The organism is Devosia rhodophyticola (genome assembly GCF_028816475.1).
GTDB classification, from domain to species: Bacteria; Pseudomonadota; Alphaproteobacteria; order Rhizobiales; family Devosiaceae; genus Devosia; species Devosia rhodophyticola.
Genome location: NZ_CP118247.1, coordinates 713,727 through 738,894, shown reverse-complemented (window position 1 = coordinate 738,894; position 25,168 = coordinate 713,727). Strand labels below are relative to the sequence as shown.

Below are 25,168 nucleotides of genomic sequence, written 5' to 3'. Positions count from 1 at the left end.
ATGAGTTTTGCGGGGCGCGGCATCAGCCGCGCCCCGACTTTTTGACAGGACACAAAATTGCCCGCAGCCCGGTCCGCTCTAACTTTCAAACAATGGGCGTTCGTTGCGCTCATGCTGACCCTGACAATTGTTTTTGTGTTTCTGGGCAACTGGCAAATGCATCGATTGGGTGAAAAAGAGGCGTTGGTGGCAGCGGTTGAAGCGCGTCTGCATCAACCCGCCAAACCGCTTCCCGCGCCAGAGCAATGGGCGGCGCTCGATATCGGCGCGCTCAATTTTGTGCCTTTGCAGGCGACCGGAACCTATCGGCCAGACCAGACGGTGCGGGTCTTTACCAGCCTTGAAAATGGCAGCGGCAACATTTCTGGCCCCGGCTATTGGATCATGACACCGCTCAAACTGGCCGGGGGCGGTTCGGTATTCGTCAATCGCGGGTTTGTCCCCGAGGCGGTCGCGGACCAATACGCCAATGATCCGGCAACGCCTGCGGGCATGGTTACCATCGAGGGCGTTGCCCGACCCAGCGCCGGTGTCAGCATGTTTACCCCGCAAGCCAACGCGGATGACCGGATCGATTGGGTCCGAGATCCCGCCCGAATGGCCGCCATGGTGGATAAGGGGCTGGCCCCTGTCGCGCCATTTTATCTCGATCTGCCCGTCGGGGCCGACGGTACTTTGCCGCTGGGTGGACGTACGGTCGTTGAATTTCCCAATAACCACTTTGGTTACGCTTTGACCTGGTATGGCTTTGCCATTGTAGCACCGGTCATGCTGCTATTCTGGCTATGGCGGCAGCGGCGGCCGAAAGGGACAGCGGCCATCTGAGCGCAGAACTTGCGGTCGGGCCGTGCTTTGACTAGTTTGCACACAATTCAAAAGGGCAAATTCCCTCAATGCAGTTTGTATCTACGCGTGGCCAGGCGCCCGTGCTCGGTTTTTCGGATGCGGTTCTGGCAGGGCTGGCGGCCGACGGTGGGCTTTATGTGCCGCGCCAGTGGCCCCAGTTCAGTACAGAGGAAATAGCCGATTTTTCCGGCAAACCTTACGCCGACGTGGCTTTTGCCGTCATCTCGCGGTTTGTCGGTGATGATATTGGTGCGGATGCTCTCAAGACCATCATTGACGAGGCCTATTTCTCGTTCCGCCATAAATCGGTCGCCCCGTTGGTGGAACTCGAACCCAATCACTTCCTGTTGGAACTTTTTCATGGCCCGACACTGGCGTTCAAGGACGTCGCCATGCAGTTCCTCAGCCGGGTGATGGATCATATTCTGGCCGAACGCGGATTACGCGCCACGATCGTTGGGGCAACCTCGGGCGACACTGGTTCGGCCGCTATTGAGGCCTTCAAAGGGCGCGACACCACCGATATCTTTATCCTGCACCCACAGGGACGCACCTCGCCCGTCCAGCGGCTGCAAATGAGTACGGTGCTCGACGCCAATGTGCATAACATCGCGCTCCAGGGCACGTTTGATGACTGCCAGAACATCGTCAAGGCGATGTTCAACAATCATCCGTTCCGCGACCAGGTGCGGTTGTCGGGGGTCAATTCGATCAATTGGGGGCGGATTGTTGCCCAAATCGTCTACTATTTCACTGCGGCCGTGTCGCTGGGCGGCCCGGTGCGCAAGGTGTCCTTCACCGTGCCTACCGGCAATTTTGGCGATATCTTTGCCGGTTACGCCGCCAAACGCATGGGTCTGCCCATTGATCGACTGATCATTGCCACCAATGCCAATGATATTCTCGCGCGAACCCTGTCGTCGGGACGCTACGAAATGGCCGGGGTTCATCCCACCATCAGTCCATCAATGGATATTGAAATTTCGTCCAACTTCGAGCGGTTGCTGTTTGAAGCCTCGGGGCACGATGCCAAAGCCGTGTTGGCGATGATGGATAGCCTTAAGCAGTCGGGCGGTTTTGCCTTGCCGGAAAAGACCATCGCCTCCATTCGTAGCGAGTTTTCCGCCGCCACCAGCGACGAACCCATGACCAAGACAACGATTGCGAAAATTGCCAGGGAAAATGGCTATACGCTCGATCCCCATACGGCGGTCGGGGTAGAGGTTGCTCAGCAATTGCGCGATCCTCTGGTGCCCATGATTACCTTGGCGACCGCCCACCCGGCCAAATTTCCTGATGCCGTCAAGCAAGCCATGGGGTTCGAACCGCCACTGCCCGACTGGTTGGCTGATTTGCACGAGCGTCCTGAACGTCTTAGCGTTCTTGCCAACGACCACAAAGCAGTCGAAGATTTTATCACGGCGCGCACGCGCGTCTGAGACGGGCGTGTGTAACAAGGTTGTGCCAAGGCCCATCCAAGGGCAGGTGCGAGGAGGAAAGAGTGAGCGTAAGATCAACAACCCTCGCCAATGGCGTGGTCGTCCTCACCGACGACATGCCGCATCTGGAAAGCGCCTCCTTAGGCGTTTGGGTCAAGGCCGGGGCCCGCTCGGAACGGAAGAGCGAGCACGGAATTTCCCATCTGCTCGAGCACATGGCATTCAAGGGCACGCAGTCGCGCACGGCGCTTGAAATCGCCGAAGCCATTGAAAATGTCGGTGGCGACCTGAATGCGGCAACGTCCATCGAGCACACCGGCTATTTTGCCCGCGTGCTCAAGGAGGATGTGGTGCTGGCCGCCGATATCCTTTCCGATATTCTGCAAAATTCGCTGTTTGACGAGCGTGAGCTTGAGCGCGAACAGCAGGTAATCGTGCAAGAGATCGGCGCGGCGCGCGATAATCCCGACGATCACGTGTTTGACCTGTTTCAGGAAGCCGCCTTTCCCGATCAGCCTATCGGGCGCACCATTTTGGGCACAGTTGAATCGGTGCGCGAGTTCAAGCCTGAAACCATCCGCAAATATATGAACCGCAACTATGTCGGGGACCATATGGTGATGGCCGCCGCCGGCAATGTTGATCACGACCAATTGGTGCGGGTGGCCGAAAATCGCTTTGCCGATCTCAAGCCAAATGGCTCTCCAGCACCACAAGGGGCTGAATATAAAGGTGGTCAGGAGCGGTTGTTTTCAGATCATGAGCAGGCCCATATCGTTCTCGGGTTCGAGGGGCGGGCCTATAATTCGGACGGCTTTTATGCCGCGCAAATTCTGGCTTCCATTCTTGGGGGCGGCATGAGTTCGCGCCTGTTTCAGGAAGTGCGCGAAAAGCGCGGGCTATGCTATTCGGTTTACGCCTTCCACTGGGCCTTTGCCGACAGCGGCGTTTTTGGCGTTGCTGCCGCAACCGGCGAGGACGAGGTCGGTGATCTGATGCCCGTGTTGGTTGACGAGTTGCGTCGCGCCACTGAAACCATCACCGACGAGGAAGTGGTGCGGGTTCGCAACCAGATTCGGGCCGGGCTTTTGATGTCGCTTGAAAGCCCCTCGGCGCGTGCCGGGCAGTTGGCGCGGCAGCAGATATTATGGGGCCGCCCCATCCCGATGCTTGAAACCGTTGACCGCATCAATCGCGTCACCGCACAGCGGGTCAAGGACGTCGCCCAGCAGATTTTCATGTCCGGCGATATTTCGTTGGCCGGAATCGGTCCAATTGATAACCTGGCCGATGTCAAAGCAATTGGCGAACAGATCAAGCGGTAAGCGGCAAATGATCGAGACGACAAATATCTGCAGCATGCCGGTGTGCTGATGGCTTGGTCGTGGCTCACAGCGGACAAGACGCCGTTCCTGCGCGGCAAGCAGGTATTGTTGCGCCCGCCGTCATATTCTGATTATGCCGCCTGGTACCAATTGCGACTACAAAGTCGAGATTTTCTGCGCCCCTTCGAGCCACGATGGACGGAAGCTGATCTGGCACAGCGCGTTTATGCTGCCCGGGTAAAGCGCGCTCGTCAGGAGGCCGATGAGGGGTCCGATTATTCGTTCTTCATTTTCTTACCCGCCTCACCGCACGAAAGACTGGTTGGTGGCATAACCGTGTCCAATGTGCGCCGCCGCGCCGCCCAGCAATGCAATCTCGGCTATTGGATGGGCCAGAATTATGCGGGCCAAGGGTTAATGACCGAGGCCGTTGCCACCACTTTGCCTTATGTTTTCAATACGCTGGACCTTCATCGCGTGCACGCCGCTTTTCTGCCGGGCAATATGGCGTCGCGCCGGGTTCTGGAGAAAAACGGTTTTGCCGAAGAGGGCTACGCCGAAAATTACCTTCAGATTGACGGCCGCTGGGCCGACCACATCCTGTTCGGGCTGACGCGCGAGCGCTATGAGGGATTCCGCTATCGACGCTGAGCCAGAAGGAACCATTGCATATTTAAGAGTTGTATTTTGGCCACACCAACTGATGCTTGTCGATACTGGCAAACCCCGTTACCAAAGGACGGCTCCGGCAGCGGGGCACAGGGTCGCGTATGGGTTCGCGGCACCGTCACAGTGAAGCCCACCGCAGGATATATTCGCCCCTAATGCGTCATTTAATTGCTCTCGTGGTGTTCATAACGCTTGGGTTGGCCACCATCGTACAGGCCACGGCTCTTGAGGTTATTTCGGTCCCCGAGGATGTGAACGCGGTCAATCTGACCGGCGTTGTCGAACTGCGTCCGGGTGATGGCGGGCGCGTGCAATTGTCTACAGCCCCCGGCGAAGACGGCATTATCCGACGCATTGAAGTACTCGCCAGCCAGCCTGGCACTGATCCCGGCTGGGCGTTGCTGGCGCTACGCAATGACAGCGACCAGCAAATTGAGCGCCTGCTCGTTGCCCCCTTTTTCAGATTGCCCGGCTCGGGCATATTTCAACCCGACCTTGGCAATGACCGAATAACGGCCCTGACGCCAAGTGCCGGTATCAGGCCAGTGCGGCTCGCTGACAGCGAAGCTGATGTTTTCGAGATAACCATTGACCCCGGCGCCACCGTTACGCTGGTTGCCGAACTCGCCTCGGACCAATTGCCTGAGGTCTATCTCTGGCAACCCAATGCCTATCGCGACTATGTAAATTCATTCACACTGTTTCGCGGTGTGGTGCTGGGGATCGCTTCACTGGCGGCCGTATTTTTGACCATCATGTTTGTGGTCAAGGGGCGTGGCGTCTTCCCCGCAACGGCGGCATTTGCCTGGGCGGTACTGATCTACCTGCTGATCGACTTCAGTGTGCTGGGAAGATTGCTGGGCCTATCAAGCGGGGCGATGCAGCCGATCCGGGCCGCTTCGGAAGCCGGTATTGCCACAACGCTTGCAGGCTTTTTGTTCATCTATCTCAATTTGCACCGATGGCATTTGCGCTTCATCCATTTGGCGTTGGGCCTGGCCGCCCTGTTTCTGGCCCTGTTTGCCTTTGCGTTTTTCCAGCCGGCCATTGCTGCAACCATCTCCCGGCTGGTGCTGGCGTTGTTGGGGGCATCGGGTCTGGTCCTGATCATATTGCTCGCCGTGCGCGGGTACGATCGCGCCGTCTTGCTGGTCCCCACCTGGATCATTATCATCGCCTGGCTGTTTTATAGCTGGCTGGTCATTACCGGGCGTGTCTCCAACGATATTGCTCAGCCTGCTGTGGCAGGCGGTCTGGTGCTGGTTGTGATGTTGCTGGGGTTTACTGCGGTCCAGCACGCGTTTTCCGAGGGACAGGTCTCCATTGGGACGCTGTCTGAAGTGGAACGACGGGCGCTGGCGCTGACCGGTTCGGGAGATTTTGTCTTTGACTGGAATATCGAACGCGACCGCGTATCGGTCAGTGACGAACTGGCGACGCGGTTAGGCGAAAAGCGCGGCGCTCTGCGGGGTGCCATCAAGCGTTGGCTCGACCGTGTCCATCCTGAAGATCGGGATAGATTTCGCACAGCGTTTGATACGCTGGTGGAGCTGCGGCGCGGCAAGGTGTCCTCGGACATGCGCATTGCCGGTCACGACGGCAACTACCGCTCGTTCCGCATGCGGGTCAAACCCGTGCTGGGTGGCGACGGCCAGGTCAATCGAATCGTGGGCACGCTGCAGGATGTTACCGAGGATCGCGCCTCGCGGGCGCGCCTGTTGCATGACGCTGTCCATGACAGTTTGACCGGCCTGCCCAACAAGCAATTGTTTCTCGACAGGCTCGAACGCGCGCTGGTGCGCGCCCGCACTCCAAACGGGGTCAAACCCGCCGTTTTCCTGATCGATATCGACCGTTTCATGGAGCTTGAGGAACGCGTCGGCCACTCTGCCGCTGACAGCGTACTGCTGGCCGTTTCGCGCCGGATCAGCCGGATCATGCGTCCACTCGATACCGTAGCGCGCATTGGTGGCGATCAGTTCGCTGTGATCCTGTCGTCCGAACACGCCGCCGCCAAGATCGCCGATACTGCCGAACAAATTCGCAAGGCACTCAAGGCGCCATTCAATTTCGGCGACCGTGATTTGGCCCTGTCCGCGTCAATTGGTGTGACGATTTACGACAGCAATCCCGCGACCGCCGCTGACGTTTTGCGCGATGCGGAACTGGCGATGTATTACGCCAAGCGTTTGGGCGGGGATCGGATCGAAGCCTATCGCGCGTCGGCCCGTTCGATCTCGGCCTATAACCGCGCCAATGAGGAAGACCTCGAACGCGGCATGAAACAGGGCGAATTGCAGGTTCAGTTCCAACCGATCATGGACATCGTTACTGGCCAGATTGCCGGTGCCGAAGCGCTGATGCGCTGGAATCATCCCACCCGTGGCATCGTGCCACCCGAAGAATTCATCGCGCTGGCCGAGCGGTCAGGCCAGATTGAAACGCTGGGTCGGATAGCCTTTGAACAGGCCGCCTATCATACGCGCGACTGGTTGCATCAGATGCGCAACCTGCCCGAAAGCTTTTTCATTTCGGTCAATATGTCGCCAACCCAACTGGCCACCGAAACCCTGCTCAATGATATCCGGATCCTTGTGCAGCAAAATCCGGGAATCGCCGGGCATTTGAAAATGGAGCTGACCGAATCCCAGATCATGACCAACCCCGAGCACTCGGCCTTCATGCTCGAAGCCTTGCGCAATCTGGGTCTGGGATTGGCGCTTGATGATTTCGGCACCGGCCATTCCTCATTGAGCTACCTTCACCGCTTCCCGTTCGATACCATCAAGATACCGGCCGATTTCGTCCAGATTGACGCCGACGGCGCATCGCCGACCCAGGTGCCGATCATTCGTGCCGTGGTTGCGCTCGCCAACGACCTGGACCTTCTTGTGGTCGCAGAGGGGGTGGAAACGCTGGATGAGATCGAGCGGCTGCGCCAACTTAATTGCCGCTATGCGCAGGGTTTTGCCTTTGGCGCGGCCATGTCGGCGTCGGAGTTTTCCAAGCAGCTCAACGCCCAGATGGCCCGCTAGAATTGGCCCAAATTAGGCGTGCCCGGACTCCAGCGACAGGCTGGCCCGGGTAATGTGTAGCTTGCCAAGCGCTGCGTCATAGCGCTCGGCGACTGGTACCTCGAACAGAATATCCGACGAAAACGGCACGGTCAGCCAGCCATTGTCGAGAATTTCGGCCTCCAGCTGTCCAGGACCCCAGCCGCTGCACCCCAGCGCCAGGAGCGAAGCCTTGGGGGCCGGACCAAAAGCAATCGCCCGCAACACATCAAGCGTCGCGGTGAGGCAAACCTCGTTGGACGCGGGAAACGTGTTGTCGCTTTTGAAATCGGGTGTGTGCAGCACAAAGCCGCGACCGCGTTCGACCGGCCCGCCACTCATGACCATTCGGTCACGAATTTTGTCGGGCAACCGAATAATTGCGTCGGGATCGCCCAATTCAAGCTCATCCAGAATATCGGCAAAGGCCAGATCTTCGAACGGCTGGTTGACGATGATGCCCATCGCCCCTTCGTCGGAATGATTGATCACATAAATGACGCTGCCGCTAAAGCGTTCGTCGACCATAGCAGGCATCGCTACCAAAAAGCTGCCTTCGAGCGTACTCATAGCGCTATTCTAGGCCGGTGCAGGCAAGATGCCAACCCGCAAGGGGTCCGCTGGGCCGACAGCGCCGTTCACGAAGCCCTGATGATTGAGGTGCTGGCTGTTATGAGCGGGGTGTAGTATGGGCAATTGCTATGAAATTCCAGTTTCTGCTGATCGCTGCACTGCTGCCCGCCACGAGCGCCCTTGGTGCCGAAACCGCTTGGCAGGAAGTCGCCCCCGGCGTCAAGATAAGGTTGGTGTCGAGCGGCGAGATTCAAAGCGATGGTCGTACGATGGCCGGACTTGAAATCATCATGCCGGGTAATACCCGCACCTATTGGCGCATTCCCGGCCAGAGCGGCATTCCGGCCGTACTCGACGTGACAGGATCGCAGGGTGTTGAGTCAGAACAATTCGTCTGGCCCTATCCCAGCGTGCAGGTTGCCGACGGCTATACCGATTTTGTCTATTGGGGCGACACCCTGCTGCCCATTGCCCTTTCGACCTCCGGGGACCAGCCAACGCTCGATGTGACGGTTACCCTGGGGATATGTTCGGATATCTGCGTGCCGGCGCAAGCCAGTTTTGCCCTGGCGCTGCAGTCTGATCGCCCCGACGCCGCCAATAGCATGCGGATTCATCAGGCGCTGGCAGACTCGCCCATTGCATGGCCTGATGATCAGCCACAAGCGATAACCAGTGTTAGCTACCGCCCCGCCGAGCACGTGATTGCGGTACGTCTCGGCAGCCCTCGAATTGATCCCGCCTCGCTGATCGCGGCCACCCAAAGCGGCAATCCACTGTTTGGCGCGCCGCAAAAAAGCCCGGAACCGGACGTAGTGCTGCTGCCAATCTTGGGAAAATTTGACGAAAAGGCTTTGAATTCATTACCTGTTCAGCTCACGTTCATGACTGATATGGGATCGTTCGAAGTAACGCAGGCTATTGAACCGACGCGCTGACAAGCCATTGTCTTGTTCTGACCGTCGCTCATCGCTTGCCAGCGGGGGCAAAGCCGCTTATCCGAGAGAGCATATTATTGCGGAACGGCCACGCCATTGGCGCACTCGACCGGTCTGGGAACAGGGGCAACAGGATTCATGGTAGAACGCGGCGACGCCATACCGTCAGTAGCGGTCAAACTCGTTGATGCCAATGGCATCACTGATGCCACAGCCGATGCAATATTGGGCCAGGGAACAGTGGCGTTCTTTTCAGTCCCCGGCGCTTTTACCCCTACCTGCCACGTCAATCATTTGCCCAGTTTTCTGGCCAACGCGCAAAAACTGGCTGACGCCGGTGCGACCCGAATTGTTTGCGCTTCGGTCAATGATCATCATGTGATGAAGGCATGGGCAGAGGCCACCGGCTCGCTCGGTATCATAGATTTCGTTGCCGATGGCAATGGTGATCTGGCAACCGCGCTTGGTCTGGCACAGGACAAGACTGACGTTGGAATGGGCAAGCGTTTTCAGCGCACCGCTCTGGTGATCCGCGATGGACTGGTGCAATCTGTATTTGTTGAGGACGGACCGGGCATTTCAGCCAGCGGTGCGCCTGCGGTGCTGATGGCGCTGGAGGAAACCCATGCTTGAGGCGGTCACCCAAGGAGAGCCAAAGATGCGGAAGAGCTTATTGAAACTGACCGCGCGTTTGGCCGTTGGCGGCACAATCGCGGCTGTTTTGGCTGGTTGCTCGATGGGCCCGATGTTCGGCGGTGGCTCGGATGCCGCACGAACCAACGCAGAATTGGCCAACACGACGGCTTCGGCGGATCAAATTGCCCAGGCTCAGGCAACCGCCCTGCCAGCCATTGCCACCCAATGTCCGCCCATCAAGGTGCGGCCAGGCGGCGAAGCGATGTACTATTATGGTGGGGGCAAGGTGGGAAACCCCAATGCGCTCAACTATCAGGGCGTGATTGATGAAGCGACGCGCAATTGTATTGTTTCCAACGGCCGCATCAACATCAATATGGGTGCGGTTGGCCGTGTGCTGCTGGGACCATCCGGCAAGCAGACATCCGTCACCGTGCCACTGCGTTTCGCTGTCGAGCGCAATGGGCAGGCCGTTTACTCGGAAAAATTCAACCTTGATGTTGCATTGGCCGGCGCTGAGACCCAGCAATTCGTCAAGGTCGTCAATGACGTGGCCATTCCCTATCTGGCCGGTGACGATGTCACCATCTGGGTGGGTTTCGATACTCGACGCTAGGTTTACCGTCCTGATCTAAAAAATGCCGCTCATTGGGCGGCATTTTTGTTTGGCGCCAATCCTGTGGTCAATGTCGGACCCCGATTGACCTTTTGGCATTTCTGACACATGTTGCCTCGACTGCGGGAGAGACTGGTTTCTCCAGCGCCGAAGGAGCAACCGCCCCGGAAACTCTCAGGCAAAAGGACCGCAGTTCGGGCCTCGGCCCAGCATGAACTCTGGAAAGCGGACGCGCCACTGGCGGCGTCCCACCGACGGAGCAACCGGACGATTTCCGGGAAATCTCTCAGGTGATCAGGACAGGGGGGCACGGAATTCGCCGCAGGGCGAGATTGATCGTGTCACCAGCCGGAGCCGTCCATTCATGGCCGAAACATCAAGCGCCGACCTCAAGACCACACCGCTTTCTGCCCGCCACGAGGCGCTGGGCGGTCGCATCGTGCCTTTTGCTGGCTATGGGCTGCCGGTGCAATATCCAACCGGCATCATGGCCGAGCACAATTGGACTCGCGAGCATGCCGGTCTTTTTGACGTGTCCCACATGGGCCCATCATTTTTGCGGTTCAATGAGACCAGCGGGGATGCCCAAGCCGACCACGCCGCTGTTGCTGCATTGGTCGAGCCACTCATTTGTGGCGACATCACCAATCTCAAACCGGGACAGGTGCGCTATTCGCTGCTGCTCAACGGGGACGGCGGCGTGCTCGATGATTTGATGATTGCCCGGCCAGCGCCGCCCGAATGGGCCGGATCGTTATATATCGTGGTCAATGCCGACACCAAGGAAGCCGACTTTGCCCGCATCGCCGCAGCGGCCCAAGGCAAAGCCAAACTGGATCGCGCCGATAGTTGTGCGCTCCTGGCGCTGCAAGGACCCGAAGCCGTCAACGTTATGGCTTCCATAGCGCCCGGCGCGACAGAGCTGGGTTTCATGCATTACGGTGCCTTCGCGTGGAACGACACCACATTGATCATCGCGCGGTCCGGCTACACCGGCGAAGATGGTTTTGAAATCCTGGTTGAGCCCGAATTTGCCGAAGCCTTCTGGGATCTACTGCTCAGCGATGATCGTGTCAAACCGATTGGTCTGGGCGCGCGCGATAGCCTGCGACTTGAAGCTGGGCTGCCGCTTTACGGGCACGATCTGGATGAAACGGTTTCCCCGGTTGAGGCCGGGATGGGGTTCGCTGTTTCCAAACGCCGCCGCGAGGCCGCCGACTTTCCCGGCGCGGCGCGGATCCTCAAGGAACATGGCGGCGACCTGGAGCGTATCCGCGTTGGTCTTCTGGTTGATGGCGCACCAGCGCGCGAAGGCGCTGACATTCTCGATAGCCATGGCAATAAAGTCGGTACGGTCACGAGCGGCGGCTTTTCGCCAACCCTTGGCCGCGCCATCGCGTTGGGCTTCGTGCCCCCGTCGTATTCTGCTGCCGGCACGACGCTGGGCGTTGCCGTGCGCAACCGCACCCAATCCGCCGAGGTCACAGATACCCCTTTCGTTCCCCACCGCTATTACCGCAAACCCAAGCCGTAGCCGCTATTCGCGCTCACTGAGGACGCCATGACCACCAAATACACCACCGACCACGAATATATCCGCGTTGAAGGCGCCACTGGCACCGTCGGCATTACGCTTTATGCCCAGGAACAGTTGGGCGATATCGTTTTTGTCGAACTGCCCAGCGTCGGCAAGGTGATGAAAAAGGGCGATGAGGCCGCTGTTGTGGAAAGCGTCAAGGCCGCCTCTGAAATCTATTCCCCTGTCTCGGGCACCGTGACTGAAATCAATACCGCCTTGAACGGCGAACCGGGACTGGTCAATCAGGACCCCCACGACGGCGGCTGGATTTTCAAGATCCAGCTGAGCACACCAACCGAACTCGATGGCCTGCTCGGTGAAGCCGACTATGCCGAACTGACCAAATAGCCGCCGACCACGTTTCCAAATAAGGCCAACCGATGCGCTATCTACCCCATTCCGATGCTGAACGTGCCGATATGCTGGCCGCCATCGGCGCGCCGTCGATCGAAGCACTGTTCGGCGCTGTACCCGCCAAGGCGCTGCAATCTGAATCGCTCGATCTGCCCGATCACAGCCCGGAATTTCTGGTTGAAGCCCATATGCGCGGACTGGCCGGTCAAAATCATGCCGCCGCGGACGGGCCGTTCTTTGTCGGGGCAGGGGCGTATCGCCACCATGTGCCAGCGACGGTGGATCATCTGATCCAGCGGTCGGAATGGTTGACCGCCTATACGCCCTACCAGCCCGAAATATCGCAGGGTACCCTGCAGATGCTGTTCGAGTTCCAGACCCAGGTTGCTAAGTTGACCGGCATGGATGTGGCCAACGCCTCGCTCTATGACGGTTCGACCGGCACGGCTGAGGCGGTGTTGATGGCGCGTCGCCTGACCCGACGCACCAAGGTGCTGCTCTCGGGTGGTTTGCACCCCCACTATCGCGACGTTGTCTGCGGTTACCTCAAGGACGATGCCGATCTCATCTGCCTTGATGCTTCCCCTGAAGGGCAGGGCGACATTCTGGACCGAATCGACGATCAGACGGCCGCCATCGTGGTGCAGACCCCCGACTTTTATGGTCATTTGCGCAATATTCAGACTGCGGCAGATGCGGCGCACGCCAAGGGCGCGCTGCTGATCGTGGTTGTTACCGAAATCGTCTCGCTGGGCCTTCTCGAAGCGCCGGGCGCCTATGGAGCCGATATTGTGGTTGCCGAAGGCCAATCTATTGGCAATGCGCTTAATTTTGGCGGACCATATCTGGGGTTGATGGCAACGCGGCAGCAATTTGTGCGCCAGATGCCGGGGCGGCTGTGTGGTGAAACAGTGGACGCAGACGGCCAGCGCGGGTTCGTGCTGACGCTTTCAACGCGCGAACAACACATTCGACGTGAAAAAGCGACCTCCAACATCTGTACCAATTCCGGCCTCTGCGCCTTGGCCTTTTCCATCCATCTTGGGCTGTTGGGCGAGGCGGGCCTGGTCAAATTGGCGCGGCTCAACCATGCCCGCGCCTGCGCTTTGGCCGACGCACTGGGTACAGTCAAAGGCGTGGAATTGCTCAATGCCACATTCTTTAATGAAATGACCATTCGGTTGCCGGTTGCAGCCGAACCGGTCGTAGCGCAATTGGCCAAAAAAGGAATTCTGGCTGGCGTGCCCGTTTCGCGGCTTGAACGGGGGCGCCCCGAGTTGGATAATTTATTGGTGCTGGCGGCAACCGAATTGACAACCGATGCTGACATTACGGCGCTGATTGCTGCATTGGAAGAGGTCTTGCCATGAGCATGAATACGCAAGGCCGTCCAACCGGCACTGGCAATGTCACTTCTTCACCCGCTAACGGGGCTGCCTTGCTGCCCAATGAACCATTGCTGTTCGAGATCGGCGACACCGAACATTCTGGCGTCGATCTGCCCGATGTGAGCATCAAGAGAGATCGTTTGGGCGGCTTTTCGCGCACGCTGCCGCTGGATCTGGCGGGGCTGACCGAGCCCGAAGCCATGCGCCACTATGTGCGGCTGTCGCGCCTTAATTATTCCATCGACAGCGGCATGTACCCTTTGGGTTCGTGCACGATGAAGCACAATCCGCGGCTTAATGAGAAAATGGCGCGCCTGCCCGGTTTTGCCGACATTCATCCACTGCAGCCGGTTTCGACCGTGCAAGGCGCACTGGCGCTGATGGACCAGCTCGCGCACTGGCTGATGACTCTGACCAATACAGCTGCGGTGGCGCTTAGCCCCAAAGCCGGCGCCCACGGTGAACTGCTCGGCATGATGGCGATCAAGGCGGCGCAGACGGCGCGGGGTGAGGGACACCGCAAGGTTGTTCTGGTGCCCGAAAGCGCCCACGGCACCAACCCGGCAACGGCGGCTTTCCTCGGCTATAGCGTCAAGGCGATTCCCGCGCGGGCGGACGGTACTGTCGATGTTACCGCCGTGCGAGAGGCACTGTCTCCTGACGTTGCAGCGATCATGCTGACCAACCCCAATACCTGTGGCCTGTTCGAGCCCCAGGTCATTGAGATCGCCGAGGCGGTACATGACGCCGGTGCGTTCTTTTATTGCGATGGCGCCAATTTTAACGCCATCATGGGCGTGGTACGACCGGGCGATCTCGGGATCGACGCCATGCACATCAATTTGCACAAGACGTTTTCAACCCCGCACGGCGGCGGTGGCCCAGGTGCAGGACCTGTCGTGCTCTCGGCGGCGCTGGCGCCCTTTGCCCCGGTGCCGTTCGTGCAGCGGACAGAAAGCGGGCTGGAACTGGTCGAACATAGCGAGGGCGAAGCGTTGGGCCGAATAACGGCGTTTCAGGGTCAGATGGGCATGTATGTCCGTGCGCTGACCTATATGCTGAGCCACGGTAGTGACGGTCTGGCGCAGGCGGCCAAAGACGCTGTCCTCAATGCCAATTACGTCAAGGCACGGCTACAAACGGTGTTTTCGGTGCCGTTTCCAGACCAGCCATGCATGCACGAGGCGCTATTCGATGACAGTTTCCTCAACCAGACCGGCGTCTCGACCCTCGATTTCGCCAAGGCGCTGATCGACAAGGGTTTCCATCCTATGACCATGTATTTCCCCTTGGTCGTGCATGGGGCCATGCTGGTCGAGCCGACTGAAAGCGAGTCCAAGCAGACGCTGGATCAGTTCTGTGACGTCATGTTGGAATTGGCCAGTGATGCCATTGCCGGTAACATGCAGAACTTTTTGTCTGCGCCGGTCAACGCGCCACGCCGACGGATGGACGAAACGCGGGCCGCGCGGTCACCGATCCTCAAATGGGAACGCGAGGAGGTGGTTTCGGAGGCGGCGCAATAGCCATGACCCTGGGATTGGCCGCAGGCTTTGCGCCGTTTCAAGTGCTGGCCGCCGAACTTTTGCCCCATGCATTCGCTGCCGACGATGGGTCCCACGATGCGTCCCACCTGTTGCGGGTGTGGAATAATGCGTCCGCCATCCATCGGCATGAGGGCGGGGACGTCGAAGCGCTGGCCGTGGCGGTCTTGCTGCACGACTGTGTGTCGGTGGAGAAAAATTCTCCCCATCGCGCGTCGGCGTCCCGGCTGGCGGCCAACAAGGCAAGTAAGTTATTACGGGACCTGGGATGGGCAGCGGATCGGATAAAGGCGGTTGCGCATGCCATTGAGGCGCACAGTTATTCGGCCGGTATCACGCCGGAATCGCATTTGGCCAAAATGCTGCAGGATGCCGACCGGCTTGATGCCATTGGCATGGTAGGTGTGGCGCGCTGCTTTTATATCGGCGGGCGCATGGGGAGCGGCCTTTATGATCCGCTCGATCCTCGCGCCGCGACGCGGAATCTGGACGACAATCGCTTTGCCATTGATCACTTCCAAACCAAGCTTTTCAAGCTGACAGAAGGCTTTCAAACCGTCACCGGTCGCCATATGGCAACGGAGCGGCAAAAGCGCCTTCATCGCTTCTATGAAGAGTTTTTCGACGAAATCGGCGCATAAAAAAAGCGGGCACATGGCCCGCCTTTTATTATTGTGCGGTGTGGCCTAGTTCAGCCGGGCGCTGACTTCGTCAATCGCCTTGGACACCAATGCGTCGCCCTTGTTGCTCATCTGCTTGGTCAGCAAGATTTTGGCCGCTTCGATAGCGACGTCGGCTGACTTGGCCCGAACTTCGGCAACTGCCTGCGATTCTGCTTGGGCAATCTTATCCTCGACTGCCTTGGTGCGGCGAGCAATCATGTCGGTAAGGGCAACATTTGCATCAGCAGTCAAGCGCTTGGCATCTTCCTGCGCGGCAGTAACGATACTAGCGGCTTCGCTCTCGGCTTCCGCCCGCTTGCTTTCATACTCGGCCAGAAGGGCTTCGGCATCGGTGCGCAGACGCTTGGCTTCGGCAATTTCTTCCTCAATCTTGGCAATGCGCTCATCAAGCAGCTTTGCAACGATCTTGGGCAGGCCATAATAGATGGTGATGCCAATGAAGATGACCAGCGATATGGTGGCCCAGATTGTGGCCCACGTGGTGGCGTCGATGTTTGAAAAGTCCATGCTGGCTTACTCCTTGGAGACCTGAGCGACGGCGTCGCGGGCTTCCTGGGCCGATCCGGCACCAGTCAGTTGCTGAACCAGCGCTTCAACGGTATCAGCGGCAATTTCGCCGACATGGCCAAGAGCTTCGGTCTTGGTTGCCTGAATGCGGGTTTCCGCCTCGGTAACTTTTTTGGAAAGGTCAGCTTCGACAGCCTGACGCTTGGTGTCGATATCGGCCTTGATACCCTGACGGGTTTCTTCAGCAAGTGCATGGCTCTTGGCACGCGCATTGGCCAATTCGGCCTCGTAGGCGGCAATAGCGGCATCGGTTTTCTGACGGGAAGCATCGGCGGCATTGAGATCGCCATCAATGCGTGCCTTGCGATCATCCAGAATGGCCCCAATGCGCGGCAGGGCCATACGGCTGATCACCACATAAAGGGCGGCGAAGGTAATCGCCAACCAGACAAGCTGGGTGCCGAATGTAGAGGGGTCAAACGGCGGAAACGCCTCGCCATGCTCCTCAGGAACACCAGTGCTCGAATGCGTGCCTACTGTACCCGAGGCATTTTCGGTTGTGTGTTCGCCTTCAGTCGTGGCGCCGTCTTGCGTTGTCGTGGTTTCCATCTCGATACCCGCTGATGACAAATCGTCCGGCGCGAATGGCCGGTTAAGCGAACGGCAGCCTCAAGCAAATGCCTGATGGCCGCCGTTCGTGAAATCCAACGTCTGAAACAATCAGACTGCGAACAGCAGCAACAGAGCGATCAGGAAGGAGAAAATGCCCAAAGCTTCGGTCACGGCAAACCCGAAAATCAGGTTACCGAACTGGCTCTGGCTGGCAGATGGGTTGCGCAGGGCGCCCGACAGGAAGCTGCCGAAGATGTTGCCCACGCCGATAGCCGCACCGGCCATGCCGATAGCTGCAATACCGGCACCGATGTACTTGGCGGCGATTGGATCCATTTTAATGCTCCTTTGGAAATCTGATATCTGGATGGACTTGCTTTAACGCCCGGTCACCACGACCAGGTGAAACGAGTAGTTAGTGCGAAGGATGGATGGCGTCGTTGAGATACATCGACGTCAGCACGGCAAACACATAGGCCTGCAGCACCGCCACCAGGAATTCCAGTGCCGTCAGCGCAACGGTCATGGCCAGCGGCAGGGCCGCCCCCAGAAAGCCGAGCCAGCCAAGCGTACCCATGGTGAAGACGAAACCGGCAAACACCTTGAGCGTGATATGACCCGCCAGAACGTTGGCGAACAAACGCACGGAAAGCGAAATCGGGCGCGACAGGAACGAAACAATTTCGATCGGCACCACGATAGGCAGCACATAGCCCGGCACGCCCTGCGGCACGAAAAGCTTGAAAAACTTTAGACCGTTCTTCATGAACCCGTAAACCAGCACGACGCCGATAACCAAAATCGCCAGCGCAAAGGTAACAATGATGTGGCTGGTAATGGTGAAGAAGAACGGGATCATGCCGAACACATTGCCGATAAGCACGAACATGAAAATCGAAAACACGAAGGGAAAGAACTTCATGCCTTCAGTCCCCGCCGCGCCCCGTAACATATTGGCCACGAACTCGTAGAGCATCTCCGAGACCAGTTGTGCGCGCGTTGGCACCAGCTTGCGACCAGCGGTCGAGATCAACAGGTAAGACACGATCAGACCAACGGTCAAAACCATGAACAACGCGGAATTGGTGAATGCAAAACTATCACCAAGGGGCACCATCGTTGTGATGCCAAACTGGTGAATCGGGTCAACTTTGGTCGGATCGGCCAAGGCTCATATTCCTCGCTGGTCGTTCTATTGATCGTCGTCTTCGTCTGCGTCCGGACCGAGATCCGAACCCGGCGGCGGTGGTGCCGCCCTGTTCATGTCACCCACAGCGCGGGTGATATTCAGTATTCCTGCGGCAAACCCCACCAGGAGCATGACCAGCATGATCCACGGTTGGGTTCCAAGCACCTGATCGAGCACAAACCCGATTCCTGTGCCAACCAGAATGGCGGCGATAAACTCTGAACCAAGCCGTACTGCGCGGCCTACATTGGTCGAGCTTCCCGACGTCCGTGCCGCAGCCTGACTGGCTTTGACATTCCGGTCCCGTTTGGCAGAGGCAATGCGATCAGCAAGGTCGTTTGTGACCCCACTTTTCCCCGTTTTGCGGCGTTCATGGTCAGGCGAAATTGCCATCGCGCTTTCCACCTTGCCCAACCCGCACCAATATTGGCTCGAGCCCCTCTAAGTCGTGCGCACCATACTGACAGGCACCAAACGTGTCAAGAACGTGAATAAACATATAAACCATTGAAATATAATGATATTATACGCTAGTTGAGAGGTGCGGCACCGTGTCATCAACAGAATCCTCAACGCCACCTGTCTGGCTCACACGGCCTCAAGAAAAGATTCTGCTGTTCCCAGATCGACCGATACCAGTTGGCTCACCCCGCGCTCGGCCATGGTGACGCCGAACAGGCGATCCATTCGGGCCATGGTGATCGGGTTGTGGGTGATGGTCATAAAGCGGGTGTTGGTGCGCTGGCGCATCGAGATCGAGCAGATTGCAGAACCGCTCCACATTGGCATCGTCAAGCGGTGCATCAACCTCGTCGAGAACGCAGATGGGGGCCGGATTGGTCAGGAAAACTGCAAAAATCAGGCTCATCGCCGTCAGTGCCTGTTCGCCTCCTGACAACAGGGTCATAGTCTGGGGTTTTTTGCCAGGAGGGCAGGCAATGATTTCCAGTCCCGCTTCGAGCGGATCTTCGCTTTCAACGAATTTCAACTCGGCAGTGCCGCCGCCAAACAGATTGGTGAACAGCTCCTGAAAAAAGTCGTTGACCCGATCAAAGGCTTCTGAAAGGCGTGCCCGTCCTTCGCGGTTGAGCGACTGAATGCCGAGGCGCAGTTTGGCAATCGCTTCGATCAGATCGTCGCGGTCCTTGGTCATCGTCATGAGCCTTGTCCCCACTTCTTCGGCTTCCCGTTCGGCGGTCAGATTGACCCCACCCAACCGTTCACGCTCCGCCTTCAGCCGTTCAAGCTTGTGTTCGACAGCGGATTCGGCGGGCAGGGGGGCCTCGGGGCGAATGCCTGAGGCCTCCAGGGTGCGCGAGGCTTCAATGCCCAGTGTTTCGAGCGCTAGCCGTTCAATTTGCTGGCGCTGGACAATGGCTGCCTTGAGGCGTTCTTCGATCCGTACCAGTTCGACCCGCGCCGCAATCAGAATTTCGCTGGCCTGTCGCAAGTCCTTTTCGGCGGCATGATGGCCCGATTGGGCATAGCTGAATGAATCGGTTGCTGCCTTGTGGGCAATAGTGGCGTCGTCAATTTGCGCCGTCAGCGCACTGGCGCGGTCATCGTAGCCGGCCGGTGCCGCCGTGGCTGCCTCAAGTTGGACCTCAACCTCCCGCGCGCGCGCCTCCAACGTGTTCAATTGGGCACGCGCTCCCTCGCATCGCCGCTGCCAGGCTGTTTGGTCACGGATCAGTTGCATGGTCCGACTTTGGCGCATTTGGGCTGCGCTTTCGAACCCTGCTAACTTGGCACGCGCCATTTCGGCGCGCTCCCGTGCCTGCGTCAGGGTGGTTTCCTGAACCGCCAAAGTCTCGGCAGCCTCGGCCTCTTCGCTACCGTCAGCAAGGGCTGTCTCTACTGTGACCTGTGCGGCCTCGGCTTCTGTCAGCGTTGCGCCCAGACGAGTGCGCGCATCTTCCAACGCGCCCTTTTGGGTGGTTAATTCGCTGACGGCGCGCTGTGCCTTGTCGACCTCGGTTTGCGCGGCACCAATGCCATGCTGAGCACCGCGCCAGCTGTCCCGCCATGCTTTTTCGCCGCGCCGTGCCGCCTCAACCGCATCGCCGAGGGCGGCAAGATCGCGCTGCCAGGCCTGCTGTTCGCCCCGTGCCCGCACGATTTCCTCGTCAAGTTCTGTCAGCCGGTTTCGCTGGGCCAAACGCATGGTTGCAGCGCTTGGCGCATCGGCGGCAGCCACAAGGCCATCCCAACGCCAAATGTTGCCATCCATGGTCACCAGCAATTGTCCGGCGCGCAGCGCTCGCATCAGGCCCGGACCGTCGGCCTGATCAACAAGCCCGATCTGTGCCAGTCGACGATTGAGCTTCCCGTTGCCTGACACATGGCGTGCCAATGGCTCGGCGCCCTGAGGCAAGGCGGGGTCGTCTGATCCATCAAGCCCATCGGCCCAGTAGATCGGGGCATCGTTGTCGGCGGACGCCTCGAGATCGTCGCCGAGCGCTGCACCAAGCGCGGTTTCATAGCCGGGCTCGACCTGCAAATCATCGACAATGGCCGACCATTGGCGCGTTCCGCTATTGAGCATCTTATTCAGCGTCGTCGCCTCTGCTTCGAGCCGATTCAAACCGGCTTCAATCTGCATCAGTTTCGGACGGGCGGTATCGAGTGCCGCCTGCGCCTCGGTCGTGGTGGCTTCAGCGACCAGCGTCTGGCTTTCCGCCTCCTCGGCGGCTAGCTGGGCTGCCTCAAGCGCCGCCCGCCTGTCGAGGAGCGTTTCGTCCTGGCTGAGACGCCGATTGATGTCTGTGGTTTGTTGCTCAACCTCATCAATTTGCTGACGTACCCGCGCAACGCGGGCTTGAGCATCCTCGGCGGCTCGGGTCGCCTGTGCTCGACGGGCTTTGATCTGGGCGACGGCTTCAGCGGCATGCCGGGTCGCACTCTCAATTTCCTGAGCAGTAATACGGGCGGTTTCGGCCTCGGCTCGGGCCGCATCGAACGCGGCCTGCGCGGCCTCTCCCTCATCTTCGAGTGTGGCCAATTCCTCACCATAGCCCGTCAGATTGGCCTCGCTTTCGGCCAAGAGGTCCCGCTCACGCTGACTGTCCGCCGAAAACTGATGCAGGCGTTCCGTTAACTCAGCTTGTCGCTGGCTGGCGCGGCGCGCCTCCTCGACCAATTGTTCGGACAATATCTTGAGCCGCTGCAGCGCCGCACCGGTTGCCGCTTCTCGTTCGCGCAAGGGCTGCAGCGCGGCCTGTGAGGCATCCAGTTTTTTCTGCGCCTGTAGTTCGAGATGGGTGGCATCGGCCAGATCACGGATCAGGACGCCCTGTTGGGCCTCGGTTTCTTTTTCGGCGAATCGCGCTGCCACCCAGCGAATGTGAAACAATGTTGCCTCGGAACGGCGGATATCGCCGGAAAGCGAGCGATAACGCAGCGCTAGCCGGGCCTGACGTTTCAGCGATTCAAGCTGAGTTTCGATCTGGCCGATGATGTCGTCGACGCGCTCCAGATTTTGTTCGGCACCGCGTAACCGCAGTTCTGCTTCATGCCGCCGCGAATGCAGCCCCGAAATGCCCGCCGCCTCTTCGAGCAAGGCGCGCCGCTGCACCGGCTTGGCGGCAATCAACTCGCCGATTTGTCCCTGTCGCACCATGGCGGGGGAATGGGCCCCGGTCGACGCGTCCGCAAACAGCAGTTGCACGTCGCGCGCCCGCACTTCCTTGCCATTGACGCGATAAACCGATCCAGCTTCGCGCTCAATCCGGCGGGTCACTTCCAAAATGTCTGCATTATTGAGAACTGCCGGCGCGGTGCGGTCCGAATTGTCGAGCACCAGCGTCACTTCTGCGCTGTTGCGGCCCGGACGATTGCCGGACCCCGAAAAAATGACATCATCCATGCCAGAGGCGCGCATGGCTTTATAGGAGCTTTCCCCCATCGCCCAACGCATGGCCTCGACCAGATTGGATTTGCCGCACCCATTGGGGCCGACAATGCCGGTAAGGCCCGGTTCCATGACCAGCTCGGTCTGGTCACAGAACGATTTGAAACCAAGCAGGCGAAGTCGCGAAAATTTCATCGCGCGGCTCGCCGATGGGTTAGTCGTGAGGGCGTACTATTTGGCCGGACTGCTGCTTTCGGCGGGAGCCATTGCATCAGCCGCAGGTGCCATCGCATCGGATGCCGGCGCCATTGCGTCTGCGGCAGGCGCCATTGCGCCACCCCCATCTGGGGCCATGGCATCAGATGGTGGCGTAAAACTCTGTCCAGCTGGTAGCAGCGGATCAATTTCTGCTGCGAGCTCTTCAACCGATTTGTCCCCGGATATGGTCTTGCCATCAATATAGAATGTTGGCGTGCCTTCCAAACCGAAATCATTGAGGGCCTGATCGCGTACGGCAACCAGTTTGTTGAAGCCATCCACATCTTTAAGGACAGTTTCGAACTGTTCGTCGGAAAATCCGAGCTGCCGTGCGATTTCCTGCAGGGCATCCCTCAGTTTTGGCGACTGGATCCAGTCGGCCTGTGTCTTGTAGTAGGTTTCGATGACCTGATGGAAGCGCATCGGACCGGCAGCTTCCGCCAACATGAAAATTGCCGCATCAATGGCGCCAGCCTGACCACCCCGCATCAAGGGGCGCAGAAGAAAACGCACCTTGCCGGTATCAATATAGGCTTCCTTGAAAGCGGGAAATACATTGTTCGAGAACGAAGCGCAGTGTGGGCAAGTGGGGGAAGCATATTCGATCATTGTCACTGGCGCGTCTTCCGAACCGAGCGGATAATCGGTCCAGCCGCCAGCGGGCGCCATAAGCTTGGCCGTATCGATCATGTCTCCCTCGGCGGCCATGACCCCCGGTGCGACCATACCAAAGGCAGCGGCCGCAGAGGCCAGAACAAGTGTATCACGACGGTTAAACTTCACGATGAACGCTCCATAAATTGCTTTGTGGACACTACACATCAGTATCGCGACCACAAGAGGGCATGGTTATCACTAGGCAGTGAACGGCCTACCCACGCCGCTTGCCGTTCTTTTGAGCCAGGGCATGGCCCAGATTGCGCAACGCTTCGCGTACGCCGTCATCGTCCACAACTTCAACATCGGCGCCAACTCTGGCGCGAACGTCAGGACTGGGCTCGATAATATGTCTATCGGTTGCTGCTGAACCGGGGGTGAACGGCTCGGCCGATAGTCGGACCTGGCCCACCAGAATATAGCCAAAATAGCGATTGACGGCCGCCGCGATCCGGGTTCCTTCGTGGGCGATGGCAAGGCTGTGCCCGGCCACGCAGCGTAAATATAGTGTTGCCCCCTCGGCACTACGCTCGCCGCGCGGCCAACTCAATTTATCGGGCATGGCAACCTGATCATAGGGGGCAGGGGCCATCGCCGCCCAGTGGCTCAAGATGTCCTGGCTGGCAAAACCGCGCTTCTTGAGCACCGGGTCAAGCGCGCCGGTCAAGGCATCGGCAATGCCGACCGTCCGGTTGCGGCGCCTGAATGTCATTGATTTTGCCGCCATCAGCAAGCTGTCCAAGCCTCGTATTGATCACCGATGGTCTATCGCGCCAGACTATCGCGCGCAAGCGTTGCTGGACGAATGGGGCTTGCTTTGCCGGGCAGGCTTGTCCACATCATGCGGCCATGCAGTTGACGCCTACATTACCCATCAATAGCCCTGCCGTATTGGCCTGGTATGATCGCCATGCCCGCGATCTTCTTTGGCGCATTGGACCGCTTGATCGCGCCCGCGGCACGGAGCCGGATCCATATCGCGTCTGGCTTTCCGAAGTCATGTTGCAGCAAACAACGGTTGCCACGGTTGGTAAGTATTTTGCGCGGTTCATCCAACTCTGGCCAACGGTATTAGATCTAGCCGCTGCCCCGCTTGCTGCTGTACTGGTGGAGTGGGCAGGGCTTGGCTATTACGCCCGCGCCCGCAATCTACATGCCTGTGCCGTCGCCGTGGTTGACCAGCATGGCGGGATATTTCCCAAAACCACGCTAGCGCTGCAAACCCTGCCAGGGATCGGCGCTTACACCAGTGCGGCCATCGCCGCCATTTGCTACGATGAACCGATTGCCGTGCTTGATGGCAACCTTGATCGCGTGTTGGCCCGCTATCATGCGTTAAACGTTCCGGTACGAGACGCCAAGGAGACGTTGCGCGCAGCATTGCAGACCGCCGTTCCGGTGCGAGCCGGTGATTTTGCCCAGGCGATGATGGATATCGGCGCGACCATTTGTACGCCGCGCAATGCTTTATGCATGCTGTGTCCGCTGCAGGACGGTTGTCTGGCACGCCACACGCCGGACCCAACGATATTTCCGATCAAGCCGCAAAAGGCCAACCGCCCGACGCGGCACGGCCATGCCTTTGTGCTAAGGGATGGCGTTGGCGATGTTTTCCTGGAGACACGGCCCGACAAGGGCTTGTTGGCCAAAATGACCCAGACCCCAACTTCCGACTGGACCGCAACCGCGACTGACCCCACATTTCCGCAGCCCGGCGACTGGCACCACCATGGCTTGGTAGTGCACGTCTTTACCCATTTCCGGCTCGAACTCGACGTTTGGTCAGTTCAGATTGCGGACGCAATGACGCTGGACCATGGCTGGTGGGCGGCCCCCGCGCACTGGGGCGCGAGGCGCTCCCAACCCTTTTTCGCAAGGTTTTGGCTGAAGCCGGGGTCGAATAGGCGGATGGCAGTGCTATCGCCAGATCACCAGTTTTGTTCGCGCGCCAACTTCAGCAACGATCCGGTCATGATCGCCCGCAGAGGCAGGAAACCGTTCGGCATGAAATTCGCACCGCAGTTCATTGATCAGCTCGATGGCTCCGCTGTCCAAAAGGTGTCGCAACACCTGGTACTCAGCGCCCTCAATGTCCATCTTGACGATGACAGCGTCATCATTAGTAACGTGGTCGTTGAGCCATTGCGCCGTATCAAGAGTTTGGACGGCAACTGATTCATCATAGGTGATGGCAAACTGGGGGTAGTTCTCAAGCGTTACCTTGCCTTCGAGCAGTGTCGAGGACACGGGATCGCCAAGATAAAGCGGCATCGTACCGGCGCTGATCCACGCCGCATACTCAAGAATTTCAACGGGTTGCCCTGCAAAACGCTGCCGCAGTACTGCGCAAAGCCTCGGGTTGGGCTCAATGCCCCAGCAAAAATCTGTGGTGGATGAAGCCATCTGTTCAGCGATGGTATCGCCCGCATTGGCGCCGATATCGATATACAGT

Annotated in this window: 23 protein-coding genes, 1 pseudogene and 2 riboswitches; of the genes and pseudogenes, 14 read left to right on the top strand and 10 right to left on the bottom strand. The window is 58.7% G+C overall.

The genetic code is table 11. The features are described 5' to 3' along the window. Window positions 1-57 precede the first annotated feature (57 nt). The 5 genes from PSQ90_RS03575 to PSQ90_RS03555 all read left to right on the top strand — a co-directional run bounded on the left by PSQ90_RS03575 (window position 58) and on the right by PSQ90_RS03555 (window position 7,314). Window positions 58-825 carry an SURF1 family protein gene (locus PSQ90_RS03575; protein ID WP_282212069.1) on the top strand — a complete coding sequence of 256 codons (768 nt, stop codon included), beginning with the start codon at window positions 58-60 and terminating at the stop codon, window positions 823-825. Between the two features lie 68 nt (window positions 826-893). Then, on the top strand, window positions 894-2,285 hold the full coding sequence (thrC, locus tag PSQ90_RS03570) for a threonine synthase (RefSeq protein WP_282212068.1): 1,392 nt from the start codon (window positions 894-896) through the stop codon (window positions 2,283-2,285). A gap of 62 nt (window positions 2,286-2,347) precedes the next feature. Next, a complete protein-coding gene (locus PSQ90_RS03565; protein ID WP_282212067.1) occupies window positions 2,348-3,610 on the top strand; it encodes a M16 family metallopeptidase in 1,263 nt (420 codons plus the stop codon). Window positions 3,611-3,658: 48 nt separating this feature from the next. Further along, on the top strand, window positions 3,659-4,261 hold the full coding sequence (locus PSQ90_RS03560; RefSeq protein WP_282212066.1) for a GNAT family N-acetyltransferase: 603 nt from the start codon (window positions 3,659-3,661) through the stop codon (window positions 4,259-4,261). 173 nt (window positions 4,262-4,434) lie between these two features. Continuing rightward, window positions 4,435-7,314 carry an EAL domain-containing protein gene (locus PSQ90_RS03555; RefSeq protein WP_282212065.1) on the top strand — a complete coding sequence of 960 codons (2,880 nt, stop codon included), beginning with the start codon at window positions 4,435-4,437 and terminating at the stop codon, window positions 7,312-7,314. A gap of 12 nt (window positions 7,315-7,326) precedes the next feature. On the opposite strand, the gene PSQ90_RS03550 is transcribed toward PSQ90_RS03555, so the two are convergent. After that, on the bottom strand, window positions 7,327-7,902 hold the full coding sequence (locus PSQ90_RS03550) for a YqgE/AlgH family protein (RefSeq protein WP_282212064.1): 576 nt from the start codon (window positions 7,900-7,902) through the stop codon (window positions 7,327-7,329). A gap of 131 nt (window positions 7,903-8,033) precedes the next feature. Here PSQ90_RS03550 and PSQ90_RS03545 point away from each other — a divergent pair, with 131 nt between their 5' ends. The 8 genes from PSQ90_RS03545 (at window position 8,034) to PSQ90_RS03510 (ending at window position 15,601) form a co-directional block, all read left to right on the top strand. Further along, window positions 8,034-8,843, top strand: coding sequence for a protein-disulfide reductase DsbD domain-containing protein (locus PSQ90_RS03545; RefSeq protein WP_282212063.1), 810 nt, complete (start codon window positions 8,034-8,036; stop codon window positions 8,841-8,843). 138 nt (window positions 8,844-8,981) lie between these two features. Next, a complete protein-coding gene (locus PSQ90_RS03540; protein ID WP_282212062.1) occupies window positions 8,982-9,476 on the top strand; it encodes a peroxiredoxin family protein in 495 nt (164 codons plus the stop codon). A gap of 25 nt (window positions 9,477-9,501) precedes the next feature. Continuing rightward, window positions 9,502-10,095, top strand: a complete 594-nt coding sequence (locus PSQ90_RS03535; RefSeq protein WP_282212061.1) for a hypothetical protein — start codon at window positions 9,502-9,504, stop codon at window positions 10,093-10,095. A 113-nt stretch (window positions 10,096-10,208) separates the two neighbouring features. Continuing rightward, window positions 10,209-10,295, top strand: a riboswitch (glycine riboswitch). A gap of 8 nt (window positions 10,296-10,303) precedes the next feature. Continuing rightward, window positions 10,304-10,408: riboswitch (glycine riboswitch) on the top strand. A gap of 51 nt (window positions 10,409-10,459) precedes the next feature. Then, the gene (gene gcvT / locus PSQ90_RS03530) at window positions 10,460-11,629 is read left to right on the top strand and encodes a glycine cleavage system aminomethyltransferase GcvT (RefSeq protein ID WP_282212060.1); all 1,170 of its coding nucleotides are present in this window, start codon (window positions 10,460-10,462) and stop codon (window positions 11,627-11,629) included. A 27-nt stretch (window positions 11,630-11,656) separates the two neighbouring features. After that, window positions 11,657-12,022, top strand: coding sequence for a glycine cleavage system protein GcvH (gcvH, locus tag PSQ90_RS03525; RefSeq protein ID WP_282212059.1), 366 nt, complete (start codon window positions 11,657-11,659; stop codon window positions 12,020-12,022). Window positions 12,023-12,054: 32 nt separating this feature from the next. After that, window positions 12,055-13,398, top strand: coding sequence for an aminomethyl-transferring glycine dehydrogenase subunit GcvPA (gene gcvPA / locus PSQ90_RS03520; RefSeq protein ID WP_282212058.1), 1,344 nt, complete (start codon window positions 12,055-12,057; stop codon window positions 13,396-13,398). Continuing rightward, window positions 13,395-14,942, top strand: a complete 1,548-nt coding sequence (gene gcvPB / locus PSQ90_RS03515) for an aminomethyl-transferring glycine dehydrogenase subunit GcvPB (RefSeq protein ID WP_282212057.1) — start codon at window positions 13,395-13,397, stop codon at window positions 14,940-14,942. The genes gcvPA and gcvPB overlap by 4 nt, the downstream gene beginning before the upstream one ends. Next, a complete protein-coding gene (locus tag PSQ90_RS03510) occupies window positions 14,939-15,601 on the top strand; it encodes an HD domain-containing protein (protein WP_407648195.1) in 663 nt (220 codons plus the stop codon). Before gcvPB ends, PSQ90_RS03510 begins: the two co-directional genes overlap by 4 nt. Before the next feature lie 45 nt (window positions 15,602-15,646). Here the strand turns inward: PSQ90_RS03510 and PSQ90_RS03505 are convergent, their stop codons facing one another. The 8 genes from PSQ90_RS03505 to PSQ90_RS03470 all read right to left on the bottom strand — a co-directional run bounded on the left by PSQ90_RS03505 (window position 15,647) and on the right by PSQ90_RS03470 (window position 23,428). Continuing rightward, window positions 15,647-16,150: a F0F1 ATP synthase subunit B family protein gene (locus tag PSQ90_RS03505; protein WP_282212055.1), complete on the bottom strand. Its 504-nt coding sequence runs from the start codon at window positions 16,148-16,150 to the stop codon at window positions 15,647-15,649. Window positions 16,151-16,156: 6 nt separating this feature from the next. After that, window positions 16,157-16,759: a F0F1 ATP synthase subunit B family protein gene (locus PSQ90_RS03500; protein ID WP_282212054.1), complete on the bottom strand. Its 603-nt coding sequence runs from the start codon at window positions 16,757-16,759 to the stop codon at window positions 16,157-16,159. 111 nt (window positions 16,760-16,870) lie between these two features. Beyond that, window positions 16,871-17,098, bottom strand: a complete 228-nt coding sequence (locus tag PSQ90_RS03495; RefSeq protein ID WP_035032694.1) for a F0F1 ATP synthase subunit C — start codon at window positions 17,096-17,098, stop codon at window positions 16,871-16,873. 79 nt (window positions 17,099-17,177) lie between these two features. Next, window positions 17,178-17,930, bottom strand: a complete 753-nt coding sequence (locus PSQ90_RS03490; RefSeq protein WP_282212053.1) for a F0F1 ATP synthase subunit A — start codon at window positions 17,928-17,930, stop codon at window positions 17,178-17,180. 24 nt (window positions 17,931-17,954) lie between these two features. Continuing rightward, a complete protein-coding gene (locus PSQ90_RS03485) occupies window positions 17,955-18,344 on the bottom strand; it encodes an AtpZ/AtpI family protein (protein ID WP_282212052.1) in 390 nt (129 codons plus the stop codon). A gap of 205 nt (window positions 18,345-18,549) precedes the next feature. Continuing rightward, window positions 18,550-21,996 carry a chromosome segregation SMC family protein gene (locus tag PSQ90_RS03480; protein WP_407648158.1) on the bottom strand — a complete coding sequence of 1,149 codons (3,447 nt, stop codon included), beginning with the start codon at window positions 21,994-21,996 and terminating at the stop codon, window positions 18,550-18,552. A gap of 36 nt (window positions 21,997-22,032) precedes the next feature. Next, window positions 22,033-22,842 carry a thioredoxin domain-containing protein gene (locus tag PSQ90_RS03475; protein ID WP_282212051.1) on the bottom strand — a complete coding sequence of 270 codons (810 nt, stop codon included), beginning with the start codon at window positions 22,840-22,842 and terminating at the stop codon, window positions 22,033-22,035. An 88-nt stretch (window positions 22,843-22,930) separates the two neighbouring features. Continuing rightward, complete coding sequence (locus PSQ90_RS03470) at window positions 22,931-23,428, bottom strand: DUF721 domain-containing protein (RefSeq protein ID WP_282212050.1); 498 nt, start codon at window positions 23,426-23,428, stop codon at window positions 22,931-22,933. On the opposite strand from PSQ90_RS03470, the pseudogene PSQ90_RS03465 reads away from it, so the two are divergent. Further along, window positions 23,422-24,498: pseudogene (locus PSQ90_RS03465) on the top strand (A/G-specific adenine glycosylase); the annotation flags it as partial. The gene PSQ90_RS03470 and the pseudogene PSQ90_RS03465 overlap by 7 nt on opposite strands. 135 nt (window positions 24,499-24,633) lie before the next feature. On the opposite strand, the gene PSQ90_RS17115 reads toward PSQ90_RS03465, so the two are convergent. After that, complete coding sequence (locus PSQ90_RS17115) at window positions 24,634-25,119, bottom strand: FkbM family methyltransferase (protein ID WP_407648194.1); 486 nt, start codon at window positions 25,117-25,119, stop codon at window positions 24,634-24,636. Window positions 25,120-25,168: the final 49 nt, after the last annotated feature.